Here is a 21487-nt window from a genome sequence, read left to right on the forward strand (position 1 = left end):
ATGTATACATTAACTCACTGAATTTATTAAACAAAAAAGCCACCAAAATTTGGTGGCTTTTTTGTTTTAATTAGCGGCTATACTATTGATTTAAAAGCTCAACGGATTGCGATGCTATCACCCACTCTTCGTTGGTAGGAATAACCAATACTTTCGCATCGAGTAATTCTGATTTACCAATCTCGCCAGAATTACCGAACCGAGCCGCTTCATTGCCTTTCTCATCTTCAACGAAGCCAAGTAAGCTTAGGTTCTTCAACACTTCACGGCGAATATCCAGAGAGTTTTCACCAATACCACCCGTAAAAATAATCGCATCCAGACTATCAAGTGGAATCAGGTAAGAGCCAATGTACTTCGCGACGCGGTAAGTAAATACCTCAAATGCTAATTTCGCTCCTTCATGGCCTTCTTCCATCGCTTGCAGAATGCCTCGGGCATCCGATGTCACACCAGATACACCCAAGAAGCCAGATTTTTTGTTTAGCGTTTCGAATACTTGCTCTTGAGTCCAGCCTTTCTTCATTAAGAACTCAATGATGCCAGGGTCCAAATCACCAGAGCGAGTACCCATCATCAGGCCAGCTAGAGGAGTAAAGCCCATTGAGGTATCCACTGATTGGCCGTCTTTAATTGCACATACAGATGCGCCATTGCCAAGGTGTACCGTAATGAAGCTAGACTGCTGCGCAGGTTTGTTCAGCATCTTTGCCGCTTCACGACTTACAAAGTAATGGCTTGTGCCGTGGAAGCCGTAGCGACGAATACCATACTGTTCGTATAGTTCGTGCGAAATAGCACCAGTAAATGCCTTTTGAGGCATCGTTTGGTGGAATGCCGTGTCGAAAACAGCAAATTGAGGAAGCGTTGGAAACGCTTCAATCGCAGCACGAATACCGATAGCACCTGCTGGGTTATGCAATGGAGCAAGATCAGCAAGCTTTTCAATCTCTTGAGTTACTTCGTCTGTAATACGAACCGTCTTAGTGAATTTTTCACCACCATGCACGATACGATGCCCGACTGCGACGATGTCGTTAGCCAGACCTAACTCGTCGGTTAAACCTACTAGTTTTCCGATAGCAATTTTATGATGGCTATCATCACCTTCGATTGAAATTTCCTTTTTTTCACCGTTGAATTTCCAGCTCATACGAGATTCTGGAAGACCAAAACACTCACCCAAGCCACTCAGCACAGCTTCACCTGAAGTTGAATCGATGACAGCGAATTTAAGTGACGAGCTACCTGAGTTGATCACTAGTACAAACGAATTAGACATGAAATAGTTATCCTGTTGTGGAGCAGAGGCTGTAAGTACGCTTCCGCGCTGCGCACTACGTGGTTGCTTTCTATTATTCAATAATTTTTTAATCTTTCAACTATCTTTTAAAATTAATAGTCTGATTGAACAATTTTTATTGATCTAGGACACTTTTTAATTTTATTCGATGCATAAAAAATATCTTCTCATTAAAGAGAATTGTGATTCACCCACCTTGTGTATTGACTAATTTATGATCTAACTTATTTATTAGACGAATAAAAACAACAAACACTACAACACATCGGGGAATCTTGTGCCCAAAATTACGCTTTTACTTGTCAGTTTAGGCTTACTGTTGCTCTGCTTCGGATGGCAAATGACGAAAAATATTCGCTCGAAAACGGATGTTTCTGGGTGGACTTGGCTGTTGGTGTTGATAAGCTACTTTATCATTGCGTATGCAACGTACTTATACACCATCGCGCAAACCCCCACGGGTTCACTTATCGAAACAGGCATATCTTTGCTCCTACTTGCTGGAAGCATTTTTGTCGTTTTCGTCATCAAATTTAGTAATGACTCTATCGTCGAATTGCATTGCCTTGCAAAGCGCGAAAAACAAAATGCCTTTCATGATGCGCTGACTGGTCTTCCAAATAGAAAATACTGTTTCGAGGTAATCGACGATCGTATTCAATCTGGCTTGCCCTTCTCAGTCATTCTTTTTGATGTCGTAAACTTCAAACAAGTCAACGATGCAATGGGTCACTCTTGTGGTGACCAATTACTGATTCAAATAGGTCAAAGGCTGCACGAAGCGCTTGAAGATAATGACAAAATTTTTCGTGTCGGTGGTGATGAGTTTGTGATAATCACAGCATCGGCTACTGAGGAAGATGGTAAGAAACTGATCGAGAAACTCAATAAAGCACTTTCCACTCGTTTTCACCTCGATGAATTCCAAGTTTCTTCGGCAGTCGTGTTTGGTATCAGCACTTTCCCCCAGGATGCAATGTCCAATGAATTACTGATCAAACACGCAGATGTTGCCATGTATCACGCAAAAAGTAACGGTAACCTTTTTGCGTTTTACAACGATAGGATGAATATTGGGGCCAAATATCAACTGGAAATTTCATCACGCATACAGTGTGCGTTAGATCAGGACGAGTTTCGTTTGTACTACCAGCCACTAATTGATGCACGTACCAGTATGGTAGTTGGATTTGAAGCGGTTATTCGTTGGCGTGACGGGCAAGGTAATAACATTTCTCCTAATGATTTTATCCCAATCGCCGAACGCAGTAATCAGGTCAACAACATAACGATGTGGGTAATAGGACAAGTAGAAAAAGATTTAAAAACGTTTATCAGCAGAGGGATTAAGCTCCCGATTCATGTCAACTTATCCGCCAAAGACCTGTCATCCAACTTGCTACTTAACCGTTTAGAAAATTTATTGGCACAGTCGCCGGAATTTGCTGATCTTCTCAGTTTAGAGATAACCGAAACCATGGCCATTGATAGGGTAAAAGAGCTTAACCCGCTGATAAAAGAGATAAAAGGACTGGGCATCAAGATCAGTCTGGATGACTTTGGTACAGGATATTCGTCTCTGTCATTGTTAAGGGACCTGCCTGTCGATCAAATTAAGATTGACCGCTCATTTTTATCGACTGCGAACCGCAACGAAGGTACGCGCTCAATTGTTGAAAATACCATAGCGCTTGCTCACGGACTCGGATACTCAGTGGTTGCAGAGGGCGTTCAAGATATGGATACCCTGCACTTTTTGCGCAACCGTGGCTGTGACATTATTCAGGGCTACTTATTCTGTCCTGCACTCCCACTTGAAGAAGTGATCAGTTGGGTGGCAGAGCACGACGAAAAACGCGACAGTTTCTTACCCGCATAAAAAAACCGAGCATGTTAATGCTCGGTTTTCTAAATCAGCTTTTATCTCAACAGGTTACTTCAATAACCTGGCTAGATTATGCGTCTTGTGTGCGACGACCACGGCCGTGACCTCGTTCACCACGGTAGTTACCACGGTGATCACCACCACGGTTACGATCGAAACGACGCTCACCACCTTCTCGGTTACCATCGCGATTACCACGGAAACCACCATCACGACGACCGCCACCTTCGCGACGAGCACCGTCACGGTTACCACGGTAACCACCATCACGACGTCCGCCGTCACGACGACCACCACGAGACTCACGGAAGTCATCGAAGTCACATACTACGGCACCAACATCTTGTTGACGGATACGAAGTTTGCTTAGCTTGCTCGCCGCTTCAGAAGTCATTGCTTTTGGTAGCTGTACGAATGTGTGACCTTGCGCTAGCTTGATCGCACCGATAGAACCTTTGCCCAGGCCAAGTTCGTTCGCAAGAGCACCAACGATGTCTTTAACTTGAACACCTTGCTCACGACCAACTTGTAGCTGATAAGTATCCCAGTCTTGGTTGTTAAAGTTACGACCGCCATTGTCACGTCCTTCACGACGCTCTTTACGACGTTGCTTGTCGCGCTCAATCGCTTCAACCATTGGGTCTTCGCCAATGTAGAACAATGGACGTTTACCTTGCTGGCGCTTAAGAAGCATCGCAGCAAGCATCGCTGGATCGATTTCAAGAGAAGTTTGTAGTTTCTCAACCAACTCAGCAAACTTATCTAGTGATTTGTGGTCTTTCTCAGCTTCTAGTTCTGCACCTAGCTGAGCCAGACGAGCTTCTGCAACTTGGTCACGTAGAGGAAGTTGGATTTCTTCCATTGATGACTTAGTTACACGCTCGATAGTACGAAGCATGCGGATTTGGTTAGTGCGAACAAGAAGGATCGCTTTACCTTTACGTCCAGCACGGCCAGTACGACCAATACGGTGGATGTATGACTCAACATCGAATGGGATGTCGTAGTTAAATACGTGTGTAATACGCGGTACGTCAAGACCACGTGCAACAACGTCAGTTGCAACTAGGATGTCGATAACACCTTGTTTGATATGATCAACAGTACGCTCACGTAGAGACTGAGGGATATCACCGTGCAGTGCCGCAGCTTTGAAGCCACGAGCTGAAAGCCAGTCAGCAAGGCGCTCAGTATCTTGACGAGTACGTACGAATACGATTGATGCGTCCGTTTCTTCAGTTTCAAGAAGACGAGACATCGCTTCATCTTTCTCTACACCCTTCACTACCCAGAACTGCTGTTGAACTTTGTCTACAGTGTGGTTCTTACCAGCAACGTCTACCGTTACAGGGTCACGAAGGAAGCGCTCAACAATCTTTTTCAGCATTGGAGGCATAGTCGCAGAGAACAGAACGCGTTGTGCAGATTCAGGAGCGTGCTCCATGATTGCAGTTACGTCGTCCACGAAACCCATATTCAGCATTTCGTCCGCTTCATCAAGGACAAAGGTACTAACTTCGTCTAAGTGCAGACGTTCACGGTTAATAAGGTCTTGAACACGGCCAGGTGTACCTACAACAACATGTGCACCGCTCTTAAGCGCGCGCATTTGATCAACGATAGAAGCACCACCGTAGATTTCTAGAACTTTCAAGCCCTTGATGTTTTTACCAAGGTTTTTCATTTCCGCAGCAACCTGAATCGCTAGCTCACGAGTCGGAGCAAGTACAATTGCTTGTGGTTTACGTTGGTTTAGATCTAGTTTGTTGAGAAGAGGCAGAGAGAATGCTGCCGTTTTACCTGTACCCGTTTGTGCCTTGCCCAGCGCGTCAGCACCTTCCAATAGGTGTGGGATTGCCGCAGCCTGAATTGGAGTTGGTGACACGAAACCCATTCCGTCTAGAGCAGAAAGGATAGAATCATTCAGAGATAAATCACTGAATTGAATAACAGAATCTTGCATTGGGATCCTACTTAATTAAACAAAAAAACAGTCCCATATGCTCTTCCAATTCAATACTGAATTATCCAGATACTAAATCCATTCAGATAGGAATTAGCACAGTACACAACCGCGATAAGCCATTAGGGACGACTAAAGGAGGCGGATTATTCCTTAAAAGCATAAAAAAAGCCAGAAAAAATTGAATTACATCACAATTTATTCTCAATAATGCCATTTTCGCATAATTTTCCACCAGCCCACCATTTTCCACAAAAAAGCGCTCGATGAAAGCTGATGGGTTCTTGACCACCCCAAAGCATTACACTGGCCTTTCCTTTATCAATCCCTACGGACAATTCACAGCCAAATTGCGCTCTATTGCTAATAATAGCTCGTAATAATCATAATCGTGTCCACCTCTAAAGATAAGTGAAGTGGTTCCAAGATAGACGGATTAAAGTCTATCTTGAAAACCTTAAACATCACAACATATCAGAATCGCACTTTATGCCGTTAGGGATTCTTTCCAGCTCGTCAAACCGAGAAGCTTTTCACCCAATGCTGTGAGCTCTGCTTGCGGGTACTTGATTTGCTCCCAATTGCGAGGGTCTCCCGGGAAAGCGAAACCTTGCGGTGGCGTTCGTTCGCGCCAGGAGTTTATGCGCCAATCTCTGATCGCCTGGTTGTCTTCTTCAGCCGGAACCATCGAAATGTATTGTGCCATGCGCACTTGGTTCGATTGATTAGGGCGAATACCGTGCGCAAGCAAACTATTAAATATCAGCAAGTCACCCGCTTTCATTGGGATAAACTCCACATCAAACCCAGCAAGATCGGGAACATAAGGGTCACGATCAGCGGGCTGTGTTTTACGCCACTCCTCCAGTTGACGGTAAAGCTCAGGAACACACTGGAATCCACCAGTCTCTTCACTGGTATCAGATAGCGCTAGAACGCCTTGTACATTAACTGGAAGCGGATCGAGTGAGGAATCGGCGTCCCAGTGAATAAACCCACTAAACTCGCGTCCTGATTTGTTTGGTGGATTTAAGTTCGCTCGGTCGATGGTGACCCATAGGTTTTCCTGGTCCCAGATATCGACAAAGGCATTGTAAACGTCTGGGTTTTGACGGTTATCCCACAGAACTTGGTTGTTGTAACATTCCACCATCCCTGAGTTGTTGAGCTCCACCATGGCATGATCGCGGCGCTGTGCCTGATACCAAGTTTGTGGATCAGTCGGGTCCATTTCCTGAAACTCCCATAAAAAATCTTGTGAACGCTTTACCGCCTCTGGCGAGATGATTTGCGGGATGACCAGGTAACCATTGTGCTGCCAAAACTCGAACTGTTCTTGTGTTAGCTTCTTCAAAGACAATGTTTTTTGTATGTCTTTCAACTGTGCTGAGTTGATGTTGGAAACACTATTGTTGCCAGGCGCATTGTCTCCGAATCCATATTTGTTTTTCATAATGACGGTTTCCTGTAGGGCTGATTATTGTGGCTTGTAAGACGTTGAGCTCGTCCGTTTGATTACATTCTGACAACAATTGACCTAACAAAGTGATACAAAAACAGCATATACTGATACTTTATAGTCATTAATAGTTAGCGATATACGCAGCTTTGTATTACTAATGAAAGCCCAGTATGAAAAAGTCAAATACAACCAGGACAACTCCTGGCAACTACTAATTCGTCGATTGGATGCGATTCCATTTGAATGGCACTTTCACCCTGAATATGAGCTGACGCTGACACTTAACAGTACTGGCGAACGCTATATTGGCGATACCGTCTTAGAGTACGGGGACTTCGACTTGATGTTGCTTGGCCCAAATATTCCTCATTCGTGGCATTCTCGGGCAAGTTTGAATGCCACACAGGAACAAAAGGTCTATGTGCTGTGGTTCGACACTGAGTGGATCAATGAGGTGACACGGTTATTTCCGGAATGCCGGTCTTTTACTCCACTGCTGCAAGAGGCACATCGCGGCGTGAACTTCTCGAAGGAGGTGGCTCAGAAATTACTGCCGTTGTTTGAGGCATTGGATGAAGCAAGCCCCATGCACAGACTTACAAGCATACTGAATATTCTGGATGAGTTGAGCAGTACACAAGACTACCAGTGTATTTCTGTGCACCAAATGCTGGACAGGCAGGATTCTGATAAACGCCAGCAACGTTTATTAAGCCAACTTCTCGAAGCAATACATGAAAATTATACCCAAACATTATCCATAACGGAGTTAGCCTCGTTGGTCGGTATGAGTGAAAGTACCCTAGGTCGTTTTTTCAAAAAAATGATGGGACAAAGCGTAAATAACTACATTACACAAGTGAGGTTAGGAAAAGGCTGCTCGTTATTAGTTCAAACCGACAAGCCCGTCTCTCTCATCGCAGAGCTCTCTGGTTTTAATAACCTTTCTAACTTCAACCGGCTATTTTTAAAATATAAAAAGCTGACACCGAAAGAGTTTCGAGACAAATTCAGGAAAACGGCTTAATAAACCAGTCTCAGCGTGCTTAACGAGCCATTATTTTTAATCCCCGCTAAGGAGCTCTCTTTCTTCGTCAAAGTCTGCATGCATTAACGCAATACGTTTGAAGTCATCTTGAATTTCGATAAACGCTTGCAAGACAGTCGGATCAAAATCATCGGGTGAGGTACGCCCATCGCCTTTGGTAATAATCTCCACTGCCCTTTTATGAGTAAAAGGGGGCTTGTACACTCGTTTGCTTATCAACGCATCATAAACATCAGCTAACGCCATGAGTCTCCCAGAAAGTGGGATTTCCTCTCCTTTTAACCCTCGCGGGTAGCCACTCCCATTCCACCGTTCTTGATGTGTATAGGCAATTTCTTTAGCAACATGAATGAAAGCATTTTCACCTAAACGTAATTCGGCTTTCTTCAGCGTTTCATAACCATAAATAGTATGCCGTTTCATTTCTTCAAATTCTTCTTCGGTCAATTTCCCCGGTTTTTGTAAGATATAGTCTGGCACCGCGACTTTACCGACATCGTGGAGAGGTGAAGAAATATAAAGTAGCTGAATATAATCATCAGTTAAAATGTCACTGAACTTTCCTTGCTTCTGTAAGTGCACCGCCAGTGCCTTTACGTAACTCTGAGTGCGTCTGATGTGCCCTCCTGTTTCAGGATCACGATACTCGGCTAAAGTACCCAGACTTTCGATCATAACCGCTTGAGTAAGCTGTAGTTCCTCAGTTCGTTCAGCCACCATTTTTTCCAAATCATCTTTATTCTGCTTGGCAATGAGTTGATTTCGGACTCTTGCTTTAACTAAAGCGGGTGAAAAAGGCTTAGTGATATAGTCTTCTGCCCCAAGAGAAAGTCCCTTGAACTCATGCTTTTCGTCACTCAATGCGCTAACAAATATGATTGGTATATGCTCAGTCTGCTGCATGGCTTTGAGTTGGACACAAACTTCGTATCCATCCATATCTGGCATTTTGATATCGAGTAAAATCAAATCCGGCTGAGGCTCTTTTTGCGCTAGTTCAATGGCTTTCGGACCATCCATTGCAGCAATAATTTTGTAGTCCTTCTTAAGCAGCTCCATCAATACTTGAATATTTTCTGGCGCATCATCAACGATTAGGATCTTCTGATGTTTCAATTGCATAAATCATCACTCCTTGGATTGGTTGTTAAGCGCTGCTGTCATTTTCTCAATGAGTTGAGCTGCTAAGTCGGTATCAAATGTATCTAAACTGCTCACGAGCTTGGTCGCTTGTTCCCGTAACGCTGTCCCCCGTAACTGCTTATCTAGGATACCGGCAATGTTCATTGCTTCTGACAAATCGTCTTCTAACGCTCGCTGAAGGTTGATGAGTAGCGCTTTTATCTCCTCTGAATCCAAACTTTTATCGGACTCTACATCCTTGCAAGCAGCCAAATCATCATTATCAGCAATGACTCGATTGACTGATTCCAAGGCTTCTTTTAGCGCTGCTTGAAATTCGCCTAACAAGGATTCGATTTCTTTCATCGCGTTATCCCGTAGGGCTCGCTCTGTCGCAGCTGCACAACGAGCGAGCTCTGTTGCACCTAAATTTCCTGCGATCCCTTTCATGGTATGAGCCAGTCTTATTGCGGTATCAATATCTCGCTTATCCAGTGAGGCCTGTATATCAGTTACGGCCGTCGCATGATCGACGACAAATTTTTTGAGCAGTTTTAAGTACAAGGTTCGGTTCCCGTCCAAGCGCGCAAGTGCTTCTTGGACGTTTAGCCTCGGATCGTCGGCAATCACCAAATTGTTATCTGCCGTATCAAAAGCAACCTCATCGCTAATGTGTCTGGCTATTTGCTCAGGCGTCCACTTAATCAGTGCCTGATATAACGAATCGGGGTTGATGGGTTTGGTCACATAGTCATTCATGCCCGCATGCTTGCTTCTTTTCTTATCCTCATCCATCGCATGGGCTGTCATTGCGATAATTGGCATGGTCTTGCCCAATTGGCGAATCTGTTGAGATGCAGTAAGGCCATCCATCACTGGCATCTGAATATCCATCAGTATGACATCATATTCCGATGTTTTTACTTTTTCTAATGCTTCGGCTCCGTTTCCGGCCAGATCGACATCGAGCTGTAACTTTCTCAGCAACTCCAGGGCAACCTCTTGATTAATTTCGTTATCTTCTACCAGCAGGACTTTTGCTCCAGATATCTTTGTTAATAAACGCGTATCGAATTTTGGCATCGCTTGGCTTTCAAACGCGCTATCAGCGATACCAAAACGACAAGTGAAATAGAATGTACTTCCCTCACCAAATACGCTGTCGACATTAATTTCCCCGCCCATTAATTCAACGAGTTTGCGGCAAATTGATAAGCCTAACCCGGTGCCGCCATATTTTCTGGTGGTGGAACCATCGCCCTGCACAAAAGGATCAAATAGATGTTCGATCTGTTGTTTTGTCAGGCCGATTCCGGTGTCTTTGACGGAGAATGTCAAATCAGCTTGTTTTTCACTTCGCCTCAACAACTCCACAGAAATCGTAATTTCCCCTTTATCTGTGAATTTCACAGCATTCCCGACCAGGTTAATAAGAATTTGGCCTAAACGTAATGGGTCACCAACTAAGTAACGAGGAACATCTGGCGATGATTTAAACGCTAGCGTTATTCCCTTTTCTTCACATCTAAGACTGAAAATAGTCGAAACATTGCTCATCACCTCGTCGAGGTTAAAGGCGACTTTCTCAACAACCATTTTTCCTGCTTCTACCTTAGAGAAGTCCAGAATATCGTTTAAAATCCCCAGGAGAGAGTGAGCTGAACGACTGACTTTGCTGATGTAATCCCTTTGAAGTGGTGAGAGGTCCGTATCCAAGGCTAAGTAACTCATGCCAATAATCGCATTCATTGGCGTACGAATTTCATGGCTCATTCTTGCCAGGAAATCACTTTTCGCCTGAGCCGTTTCTATCGCGAGCTCTTTTGCAAGCATGAGTTCCTGCTCAACTTGTTTTATTTGGCTGATATCGCGAGCGACTGCCTCAATGATTGGTTTATCTTCGATTTCAATCAAATTTAACAACACATCAGCGGTAAACTCTTCACCATTTAAACGTCGATGTACCCACTGGAACCGGCTTGTGCCATTTTTTAAGACTTCCTCAACCTTGTGCTTTGCCGACGTAAATGAAGAAACACCATCCGGTTGAAATTTGGCCGAAATATCGGTTGGGTGGTATGTCGTAAACTCTTCCACAGTCTCGCAACCAAACATGTCTAGTGCCGCAGGGTTGCAATCAATAAAGTGGTCAGAATCGAAAAGCATCACCGCGTCGCCCGTCGCCTCGTAAATGGTACGAAACTTACTTTCGCTGATTCTTAACTTGCGCTCGCTCTGCTTACGTTCAGTTATATCAAGTAACCAACCAAGGATCCCTTTTCTGCCAAATAAGCGTAATGGCATAAAGCTCGCGTAAACGTCTCTAATGTTGTGATCCGGCGAATACATCTGGATTTCATAATTGTTTACCTGACCATCACTCTCTAATTGACTGACCATTTTTTCCCTTTCTTCCGGGTTGACGTAAATATTGGTCGCGGGTTGATCAATTTGGGCATCCACAATTTCAAGTACTTTAGGATTGGCAAATTTAAATATACCGTCTACTGAAAACGCCACACCGATAGGGCTGGTATCAAGTATGGTCTGTAGCTGCTCTCTTTCTTCAACAAGGGCATTTTCGAGAATTTTTTGTTCGGTAATATCCGTTGCGATACAGACAAGTGCATAAGCGTCACCATTTTCATCTAGCAGCGGTACTTTAGAGGTTAGATATTTATGTAGCGTCCCATCAGGGTGTGGCACTGACTCTTCGAATGTCTTAGGTTGGTGCGAATTCATGATCGCCTGATCGTCAGCCATAATTCTGGTCGCCGTTTCCACATCAAGAAACTCTGCGTCGGTTTTACCTAAAACTTGTTCAGACTCACAACCAGTCGCCAAGAGGTGATATTTATTAACAACGAGATGCTTCCCTTCACGGTCTTTGAGAATGACGATATTTGGGACATTGTCGATGATGCTGCGCAACAAGGTTTTCCGCTGCTCTAGCTCATCTAAAGCTTGGCGTTTTTCAGTTATGTCTTCTTTTACCGCAACAAAGTGTGTGATCTGCCCGCTCTCTGAGATGATCGGCGCAATAGAGATAGTTTCCCATATAAAGTCACCACTTTTTACTTTATTGACAATTTCTCCTTTCCAAACATTGCCGGCTAAAATGGTCGCCCAAAGCGCATCATAAAACTCCACTGGCATTTTCCCCGATTTAAGCAAACGCGGATTCTCACCTATCGCCTCTTCGTAGCTATACCCAGTAACACGAGTAAATTCTGGGTTGACGTATTCAATCGTGCCATTGTTATCTGTGATAACAACCGTAGCAGGACTGTACTCTACGGCTTTGTGGAATTTTTCTAATTTTTGTTCCACACTTTTTTGCTCACTGATATCTACCGAAAGACCAGCCATTTTTATTGGCTTACCCCGCGCGTCCCACTCTACGACACGAGCAACCATAGAAACCCAAGCCCAACTGCCATCTTTTCTCTTTATGCGCAAGTCAACCTTGTGAACGGGCTCTATTCCTTGTAAGTGTTTGCGGAAACTTTCGATAAACCTGGGCATATCGTCTGGATGGAGTAGCGCTTCATACTCCTTCGCATTCGTAGGTACTTCACTCTCAGCGTACCCATATTGGATAAAAAACGTTGGTGAGTCGTACGTGACTATCGTTGACTCTAAATCGCCAGTCCAGTAATACGCACCCAGAGCGGCCAACGAAAAGCGAAACTTTTCTGCAGCATTCTGAATGGCTTGCTCTGAACGTTTATGTTCCGTAATATCACGCACACTACACGCAATTAACAAACCTTCGTCTTCTATTTCAATTGGACTAAACGTAATATCAGCAAAAAAGCACTCACCTGTTTTTTTCTCCACGACAATTTCCAGAGCTTCACTAACACTGCGTTTTGGATCATCAGATTTGATTGCAGACAAGTATTGATACAGTTCTGCTTTATCATTGTCGCTACCCTTCTGGGGCAGCAGTAGCTCTACATGCTTACCGATACTCTCATTTCGAAGGTAACCAAATACCGCTTCTACCTGGTGGTTGACCAGAATGATGCGTCCCTGCTCATTAACAATGATTAAAGGATCAGGTGAAGACTCCAATAAGGTGCGAAATTGCTTTTCTCTTGACTCAAGCGTCTTCAGGCTCTCTTTTCGTTGACTGATATCATTGAAGACAATGACTGCCCCACATAAGTCACCGTCAATGAACACCGGTGTCGCGGAGTATTCAACGAAGAAACAAGTCTCTCCTTTTTTCCATAACACTTCGTCACTCACTCGGCTCGCTTGCCCTAGATGATACGCAGCGGTAATAGGACTGGTATCAATCGGGTATTGCTCCCCATTTTCGTCTGAATGGTGGAACTTCTCATGAATATTCCAGCCGATCATGTCATTTGCTGGATAACCAAGTAACGCGCTTCCTGCGTCATTACAAAAGACAATGTTGCCATGTACGTCAAGCTCTAACACACCTTCAATCGTCGAATCCAAAAGAAGCTGGACGCGTTCCTGGGCCCTTTTAATCTCAATCGTTCTTTCTTCTACTTTTTGTTCTAAGTGTCTTTTAGATAAACGCAGACCATCGTTAGCGACTTTAGCCATCCACAAAGATATACTCGCCAAAATTGTGGCAATAAACAGTGTGATAGCTAAGATCAGTACCAGCATATTTCTTATTTCAAAATAATCACTGAACGCTTCTTCCAAATCAATTTCTGATACGATGCCTAATTCCAAGTCCCGGTCCCAAACCCAAGCACCGACCACCTCGACACCACGATAGTCTCGATAACCTTGAACATTAAACCCTGCTTCACCTTTGAGTGCGTGGCTTGCCATAAACGTAAGAGGATAATTTTCAGGCGAGAAGTCGCTGGCTGGTTGCAACGTTAAATCCCGCGGAGGAGCGACTAACTTTATATTGCGAATTGACGTACTGGCATCATCAAGTAGTCCCAGCGTCTTAAGCGTGGGTAGAAAACGACTTTCAGACAACATCCAGCCATCAGAATCGAATGCATAGGTATCTCCAGTTTTACCCATGCGTTGACCAAGACTAAGAAATCGATAAAAAATTTCACTTAAATCATCTTCTAAAATAAGGGCTGCAACAACATCGCCATCAACGTCTATCATCGGGCTTGCGACATGTGATATGGACAAAGTTTTGTATTCGCCCTCAGTGCTCATTGATATCGACGGAATAAAGGTAGTACGCCCCGAAAAGACGCGACGCAGATAATCGGAATGAAATTCAGCAATATGACTCGGTTTCCCCACATCAGAGTTATCACTTGAAGAGAGGCTAATGTAATCCGGCGAGACGATTTCATAGGCGAATACGCTATTTCGTTCTGTGGCTTGAAAGTACTTGCGTAACCGTTCCTGTGCATTCTCTAATGCTTCCCCTTCAAGGTCACCACTAATTATTGGCTGCGCCAACTCAATAAAAGCGGACGAATTCACGTAACTTTCCGTCTCCCTAATTTTCTGTTGTACCCAGAATTTAGCCATGTTGTGAGCTGAATCTCGTGCAAACACCAAGTTATCTTTCACGTTGTTCACAGTTTTGTGCTTCACATCATCGATCACCCAATAGGCCACAACGCAAACCAGAACGAGAAACAGCGATGATGATACTAAGCCAAAAGTACGAATCTTTTGCGAATTGAGCATTTGAGAAGAATGGTCTTTTGCATAACGTTTTAAGAACAAAACCAACACCACCACCACGAGGAAGATAAAAGCCGTTGCCAATCCTGAGATTTTTAGCAACGGTTCTACATTCCCTGACGTGGTTAACCAGCTTGTTCCTTCCTCGCTAAGCTGGGTAACGACGGTGCTATTTACCGCCTCGGACTGCAAATTATCAACAGCTGTTGATGCCGCAGCTAAAACCGAAGAGTAAAATGACAAAGCGAAACACAACCCAATAAAGACTATTTTCATCATTGCTTCTTAATATTCCCGAGTGGAATGATCCCGATACAGGCTTTCTAACGTTAAGAGTAGCAAACGTAAGTTATTAGTATGGTGAACATTTTCTAAAATGTTAGCTAAGTTGCTTCTAGGTGATGTGTGCGTGATCCTGCTTCTTAACCAAACTAAGAAAACGTCATTTTTTTTGGGGGGGACTGAAGTTGACAAGAAGCCACATGTTAAATGTGGCAAAGTAAATTAAAGCAGGCTACGTGAACCTAATAATACAGCGTCTCCTGCTATAAATTTAATTTATTGAGCGATTAGATACATGCGATATATAGCGCCTCAATTTCTTTTGGCGTTGGTTGACGAGGGTTACCGCCTAAGCATGGATCAGCCAATACTTTGTCTATCCAGTTTTTGCAATCATCGTGGCTAATACCTAAGGTTTTAAATCCTTCTGGGATGCCAACGCGCTTAGATAATTGACGAATTAAATCAACGGCTAATTCTGCTGCTTCTTTATCGTTTAAACTTTCTGTCTTCCCACCCATTACCTGTGCAATATCACGGAATCTCTCAGGATGCTCTTCTGCGTTAAACGCACATACTTCTGGTAGCAAAATCGCGTTACACACACCGTGAGGTAGGTTGTGTGTCGCACCCGGCTGATGAGCCATTGCATGTACTAAGCCTAAACCGGCACTATTGAACGCCATTCCCGCTAAAAACTGTGCGTTAGCCAATTCTTCACGCGCTTTGATATTTTGACCATCTTCAACCGCTACGGGTAGCCACTGGGTAATGAGGCGAATCGCCTCTAAAGCCGTTGGTTTAGTCAGGGTGTGAGCGCCTGGAGTCACGTATGCTTCGACCGCATGAGTTAGTGCGTCCATACCCGTAGCTGCCGTGAAATGACTAGGTAAATTAATCATCAAAGTAGGATCATTCACCGCGATATCAGGAATTTGCTTAGAGTCAATAATGACCATCTTCACTTGTCTTTCTTCATCGGTAATGACTGAGTTTGATGTCATTTCCGCTGCAGTGCCCGCCGTCGTATTAATCGCAATGAAGAAATCGCCCTCACACTTTACCTTGCCGATACCGTCAAAATCGACGATATCGCCAACGTTAGATGCCACAATACGAATGGCTTTCGCACAGTCTACCGGGCTACCACCACCAACCGCGATAAAGCAATCACACCCGGTATCGACATACGTTTCCAAACCTTCGCGCACAAGTGATGCCGTCGGGTTAGGTGTCACGCGGTCAAACAACACATAGTCGATTGCAGCTTTATCTAACAGAGCAATCAGATGATCTAAGATTCCCAGTTCCACCAGATTTGCATCGGTTACGATCAATGCTCGCTGAATTGGCTGCTGGCTCAACGTAGAAATCGCGTCATCAACGGCGCCGACGCCTGCGTAACTCAGTTTTGGTAGGTTTAATGCAAAGGCCATTTTATTTACTCCTTATTACTTCTCAACTCGTAAGCCATATGACTTGAATTTGTCCAGCACCACCTGCATAGATTCATCATCCAGCGTTGGTACTTCTGGGTTAACCGCGAGAGCTTTGAGATAAAACTCTGCCAATACTTCGACTTCATGCGCTAACCAAAGCGCTTTGTCTAAGTTCACTTCCCCTGCGATCAAGCCATGGTGTTGAAGCAAGATTGCTTTGCTTTTTGAGATGCCTTCTTCCACGTACTTCGCTAACTGAGGACTACCAAATGTCGCGTAAGGTACACAAGGAATTTCAGTCGTTCCCGATGCTGCGATCATGTAGTGAATAGCAGGGATTGGTTTGTTCAAGATAGAGACCGTTGCAGAATTGATCGCATGGTTATGAACCACGGCATTTATATCTGGGCGATGTTGATAGCAAGTTAGGTGGAACAACCATTCAGAAGAAGGAAGTTTACCCTCTTCAAAGGTGCCATCTTCCGCAACATAGACGATTTGCTCAGGCGTCAGTTGTTCGTAAGGAATGCCCGTTGGGGTGATTAACATGCCGTTATCAAAGCGGACACTGACGTTACCTGCAGTACCTTGGTTTAGACCTAAACGGGTCATTTCGATACAAGTATCGATAATGTGTTGGGAAAGCTCTATTCTGTTCATTTTGTTAATCCTTAAATTTAAATGCTGGATAAGCTTTTTATGAGAGTGTCGCCGGTTGCGCTGGCGAAAGTGCAGGATGACTGCCTCTAAGCATGGCTGTGCTCCCGTTTTATTTGATTTAAGATTGCCGTTGCTTCTGGATAGATCACACGCAATTTAGGACGCATATTGTGTTGAGATTCATCGACAGAGCGGTAAAAGCCCACGCCATAAAATGCGAACATCGCTGCACCAATTACCGTCGCTTCGGCCTGCTCTACGATATGAAGTGGTCGCTGTAACGCATTAGCACGAAGCTGATTCCAAAGCGGATTTTTGGTGCCACCACCCACAACAACGATTGGCTCGTCGCTCAATTGGCATAATTGATTCAGGTAAAGAAAACGTTGTTTCAGCTGTTGGCTTAATCCTTCAAATACCGCTCGGGCAATTTGGCCACGCGAAGTATGAATAGAAAGGCCTTCTATTGACCCTTGACCGATACCACTTTCATCAACTGCTAGATTAGGTTTAAACACCACTCCGCCGGCTGTCGAGCCCGCATCTTCTGCCTCTTGAATCATGGTGGTGTAAAGCTCGCTAGACCCTTGTTCAGCGCCGTAGAATTGTTTGGCGACCCATTCAACCACAGCGCTGGAAAGCCATTGAATCGCAGGGTTGTACAAACCTTTTTGTGAGTCGAGCTCGACGGTAACGCCGTTTGCTAATGCTTGTTGATTCAAGGCGGGGCGCTGGCTGCGCGCCATTAGTATTTCCCAGGTTCCTGAACTTAAAAATGCTTGGTTTTCTTCTGCGCCAGAACCGACTAGGGCAAATTGCGTATCGTGACCCGCAGAAATGACCGGCGTACCAGAGTCCAACCCCAATTGTTGGGCCGCGTCCTGACTGAGTGAACCCACCTGTTCACCCGCCATCACAAGTGGCGCAAAGTGGTTAGGTGTTAAATCTAGGTAGTCCAACGCCTTTTTATTCCAGTCACAGCTGCTAAGGTCTGTCAGCATCGACGTGCCTGCCATGGTGTAGTCGGTGGTCATGACACCAGTTAGCTTGTGGGTGATCATCGAAGAAATAAAGACAAACTTATCCATCTTGGCGTAGACGCTTGGCTGATGCTCTTTAAGCCAACGTAGCTTATAGAGGGTATTGAAACTGTAATCACCAATGCCGTTATCTTGATACAGGTCTAAGCGATTAAGCTCTTGTTCGACCTTGTTCATCATCGGTATCGTTCTTGGGCATTTCCAAGAAATGATGGGGTAAAGTTGTTTTCCGTCATTATCAAAAGGTGCGCCGTCGACACCAAATGTGGTTACCGTTACAGCTAGGATGTTTTTCGCGCCGACTTGATTCACGACGTGCTTACCGCACTCGACTAACTTCTGCCAAATGTCGTCAAAATCCCAGATGTGGAAGTCTGGATTTTGCGTGTCGCATTTGGTCGCGTTTTTGATGAAGTGAGACGCGACGATTGCCCCTTTGGGATCAATCGCGATAGCACGTAAGTTCGTCGCTCCACAATCTAAAACAATCACTACGGACATAGAGACTCCTAAAAGGGCGGGAGAGTCTCCCGCCGATAGTGGTTACTTGTACAAAGGACCGAAGTTTGCGCAAGCGCGGTAGTCTTGGCCTTCTTTGTCCTGACCAAATGCCGTCCACGTGTGAGGTCGGAAGATCTCTTGCTCTTCGACGTTGTGCATCGCAACTGGGATACGCAACATAGACGCCAGCGTAATCAAGTCAGCACCGACATGGCCGTAAGTGATAACACAGTGGTTCGCGCCCCAATTTGCCATCACTGAGTAAACGTCTTTAAACGCACCCTCTCCGGTGATACGAGGTGCAAACCAAGTAGTTGGCCAAGTTGGGTTGGTACGCTCGTTGAGCGTTTCATGTACCTCGGCTGGTAATGTCACTGAGTGACCTTCCGCAATTTGCAGCACAGGACCGATGCCTTTGATGATGTTGATACGGTGCATCGTAAATGGCATACCGCCGTGAGTGAGGAAGTTGGAAGAGAAACCGCCGCCACGGAAGTATTCAACATCGGCTGGTGGCCATTGCGTTGCGCTTAAACATGCTTCTGCGTCTTGCGCATTCATTTCCCAGTGAGGTTTGAAGACAGAAGAGCCTTGCGCATCGCGCGCTTCACCACAGCCATCCAGTGCTGCCGAGCCTGAGTTAATTAGGTGAATCAATCCAGATTCAGGGCGATAGCCACTGACGCGCTCAACCGAATCTTGAGACCAGTATGTACGGACGTCACAGAATACTTGCGCCTGCCCCGTCAGCATTTTGCCAAACAGCATGTTCACACCATTCAAGCAGTCGTTTTCAGTCGCAATCGCGAACGGCTCGCGGATACCATTCCAGTCAAACGTAGAGTTAAGCACCGCTTCACTAAAGTCACCGTTTGGTAGGTGATCAGTCCAATGACGTTGGCCTTGGAAGCCGCCAGCAACTGCGTTGTGTCCCATCGCTTCTTCTGCGTAACCCATCTCTGCCAGTTTCGGGTTACCGACCATCAGGTCACGCATGATCATGGTCATCTTGACCACCGTTTCCCAATCATCGGTTTTACGCTCTTCGGTCATCGGTACGCGGTTGTAATCTTTGCCTTCTTTGCAGTGTTCTTTCGCCCAAGATAGTGCTAGTTCAAACTCTTCTTTGTCGAAGATTTCGCGGTCTAGACGACGTTTGATTTCGGTCATATCGACATACTCATTGCGCATGCCTAAGTAGTGTTGGAAGAACGGTTGGTCCACGATAGAACCCGCGATCCCCATAGATACAGACCCCATTGACAGGTAAGACTGACCGCGAATTGTCGCAACGGTCAGACCTGCGCGACAGAAGCGAAGGATCTTATCCTGAACATCACTTGGGATAGAGGTGTCATCTTTGTCTTGAACTTCTTCACCGTAGATAGAAAATGCTGGCAAACCAAGCTGCGCGTGACCAGCCATTGCTGCGGCTAAATAAACCGCCCCTGGGCGCTCGGTGCCGTTAAAGCCCCAAATCGCTTTTGGTAGATGCGGGTCCATATCCAGCGTTTGCGTGCCGTAACACCAACAAGGCGTTACCGTAATGGAGAGACCAACGTTCTCACGTTTGAATTTTTCAGCGCATGCTGCTGCTTCTGCAACACCACCAATGGTAGTGTCTGCGATGACACATTCGACTTTTTCACCGCTAACGTGGCGTACATTTTCAATGATGAAATTTGCCAGATTGTTCGCCATGTTCATTGTTTGATCTTCAAGAGATTCACGAACACCAAGACGACGACCGTCGATGGTTGGGCGAATACCGATTTTTACTAAGTTTTTCATTTTCGATTCTCTATTTCACACTAACGAGAGATTATTTTTTGAATTTGGTAGCCTTTAAGGCTAAATAAGACTAAGTAGACAAAGCCAATTAACGGGATAATGAACGCAGTCTTAATATGCTTCGATTTATATAGATTTAGTTATTACTTGGTTTGTATATTTTTTAGACTTTATTGGATTGGTGGATGATAAAACGTCCGTCATTTTAACTTTCTTCAAGTGTCACTATCCCTCCCGAGAAACAGGAACAGCTTTTACATTATGTAAAATTAATTAGAACTGTGTATTAACATCAGCATTCGATATTACAATATCTATTTCATCGAAGTTGCAGACCTTTAATAGACTTTTTTTCTTATACTTGCTCTTATCCGCTAAGAGGATTACTTTTTCTGACACGTTGATGAACATTTTCTTTATTTCATAGTTGTATTCATTAGAGTCCCACACACCGGATAACTCATCGAAACCAACACATGATATAACACTGACATCAAGTGACATTTCAGCTAAGGTTTTTCTCGCAATAAGCCCACAAAACGCTTTGTATTTTTCAGAGAAAGAACCACCTAAACTAATTATTGAGATATTATTTTTACCACTTAACACATTTATATTGTTAATGGAGTTGGTGACGACTGTACATCTCATATTAGGTAGTGCTTGAGCGACAAGCCAGCTAGAAGAACTTGCATCTAAACCAATAACTGAACCTTCGTAAATATTGGAAATGACTTGATCGACTAAATCCATTTTGTCGTTAACATTGCGATTCGCTCTGTTGTTGAAAGACGTTCCTTCATCTTTATAGTTTTTCCCTATTGCTCCACCATGAACTCGTATCAGCTCCCCTTTCTCATCCAGAACTTTAAGGTCTCTGCGTATCGTCTCAACCGAAACATCAAGGTCATTAGCCAAGTCCGTCACAAATGCCTTTCCGGACTTGTTAACAACATTCAAAATGTAATTGGTTCTAGATATCGACTTCATTGGTTATCTTCTGCATTTCCTTTACATGCCGCAGATAATAACTTTTAGCTCATTCAAATGTTAGGCAATGTTCATGTTATTTATGGGAGTTTTAAATAAGTTGACCGAAATATAGAACGACACCACAAAAAAACGGGCAATTCCCCAGATAATCGGGCATAAGAAACAATAATTTAAAGTAATAATCACAATTGGTATATATCAGTCAAAAACGGGCACTGGCAGACAATAACGATTTAGAAGAGATTAAATGATATAGATATGTGATATGACTCGTAAATGACTTATTTTTTATTGAATTTATATTTAAATTACATTCGATATGTATCTAGCCACTTGTTTAAAACTA

The 21487-nt window shown here is 44.3% G+C and carries 12 protein-coding genes; 2 read left to right on the forward strand and 10 right to left on the reverse strand.

Translation table 11 applies throughout. The features are described from left to right. Window positions 1–82 precede the first annotated feature (82 nt). A complete protein-coding gene (locus RXX31_RS03945) occupies window positions 83–1282 on the reverse strand; it encodes an acetate/propionate family kinase (RefSeq protein ID WP_317587792.1) in 1200 nt (399 codons plus the stop codon). Window positions 1283–1643: 361 nt separating this feature from the next. On the opposite strand from RXX31_RS03945, the gene RXX31_RS03950 reads away from it, so the two are divergent. Beyond that, the gene (locus tag RXX31_RS03950; RefSeq protein WP_317587793.1) at window positions 1644–3182 is read left to right on the forward strand and encodes a bifunctional diguanylate cyclase/phosphodiesterase; all 1539 of its coding nucleotides are present in this window, start codon (window positions 1644–1646) and stop codon (window positions 3180–3182) included. A 76-nt stretch (window positions 3183–3258) separates the two neighbouring features. Here RXX31_RS03950 and RXX31_RS03955 read toward each other — a convergent pair whose 3' ends face one another. After that, window positions 3259–5151: a DEAD/DEAH box helicase gene (locus RXX31_RS03955; protein ID WP_317587794.1), complete on the reverse strand. Its 1893-nt coding sequence runs from the start codon at window positions 5149–5151 to the stop codon at window positions 3259–3261. 487 nt (window positions 5152–5638) lie between these two features. Then, window positions 5639–6604, reverse strand: coding sequence for a phytanoyl-CoA dioxygenase family protein (locus tag RXX31_RS03960; protein WP_317587795.1), 966 nt, complete (start codon window positions 6602–6604; stop codon window positions 5639–5641). A gap of 166 nt (window positions 6605–6770) precedes the next feature. On the opposite strand from RXX31_RS03960, the gene RXX31_RS03965 reads away from it, so the two are divergent. Next, window positions 6771–7640, forward strand: a complete 870-nt coding sequence (locus RXX31_RS03965) for an AraC family transcriptional regulator (RefSeq protein ID WP_317587796.1) — start codon at window positions 6771–6773, stop codon at window positions 7638–7640. 36 nt (window positions 7641–7676) lie between these two features. Here the strand turns inward: RXX31_RS03965 and RXX31_RS03970 are convergent, their stop codons facing one another. The 7 genes from RXX31_RS03970 to RXX31_RS04000 all read right to left on the reverse strand — a co-directional run bounded on the left by RXX31_RS03970 (window position 7677) and on the right by RXX31_RS04000 (window position 21138). Continuing rightward, window positions 7677–8783, reverse strand: coding sequence for a two-component system response regulator (locus RXX31_RS03970; protein WP_317587797.1), 1107 nt, complete (start codon window positions 8781–8783; stop codon window positions 7677–7679). A gap of 6 nt (window positions 8784–8789) precedes the next feature. Continuing rightward, window positions 8790–14711, reverse strand: a complete 5922-nt coding sequence (locus tag RXX31_RS03975) for a PAS domain S-box protein (RefSeq protein WP_317587798.1) — start codon at window positions 14709–14711, stop codon at window positions 8790–8792. A gap of 293 nt (window positions 14712–15004) precedes the next feature. Further along, a complete protein-coding gene (gene fucO / locus RXX31_RS03980; RefSeq protein ID WP_317587799.1) occupies window positions 15005–16153 on the reverse strand; it encodes a lactaldehyde reductase in 1149 nt (382 codons plus the stop codon). A gap of 15 nt (window positions 16154–16168) precedes the next feature. After that, complete coding sequence (fucA, locus tag RXX31_RS03985; RefSeq protein ID WP_317587800.1) at window positions 16169–16816, reverse strand: L-fuculose-phosphate aldolase; 648 nt, start codon at window positions 16814–16816, stop codon at window positions 16169–16171. An 86-nt stretch (window positions 16817–16902) separates the two neighbouring features. Continuing rightward, a complete protein-coding gene (gene fucK / locus RXX31_RS03990; protein WP_317587801.1) occupies window positions 16903–18357 on the reverse strand; it encodes an L-fuculokinase in 1455 nt (484 codons plus the stop codon). A 42-nt stretch (window positions 18358–18399) separates the two neighbouring features. Further along, complete coding sequence (gene fucI, locus RXX31_RS03995) at window positions 18400–20148, reverse strand: L-fucose isomerase (protein ID WP_317587802.1); 1749 nt, start codon at window positions 20146–20148, stop codon at window positions 18400–18402. Between the two features lie 273 nt (window positions 20149–20421). Continuing rightward, window positions 20422–21138, reverse strand: coding sequence for a DeoR/GlpR family DNA-binding transcription regulator (locus RXX31_RS04000; protein WP_317587803.1), 717 nt, complete (start codon window positions 21136–21138; stop codon window positions 20422–20424). Between the last annotated feature and the right edge of the window lie 349 nt (window positions 21139–21487).

This window comes from Vibrio sp. EA2 (genome assembly GCF_033042495.1).
GTDB lineage: Bacteria > Pseudomonadota > Gammaproteobacteria > Enterobacterales > Vibrionaceae > Vibrio.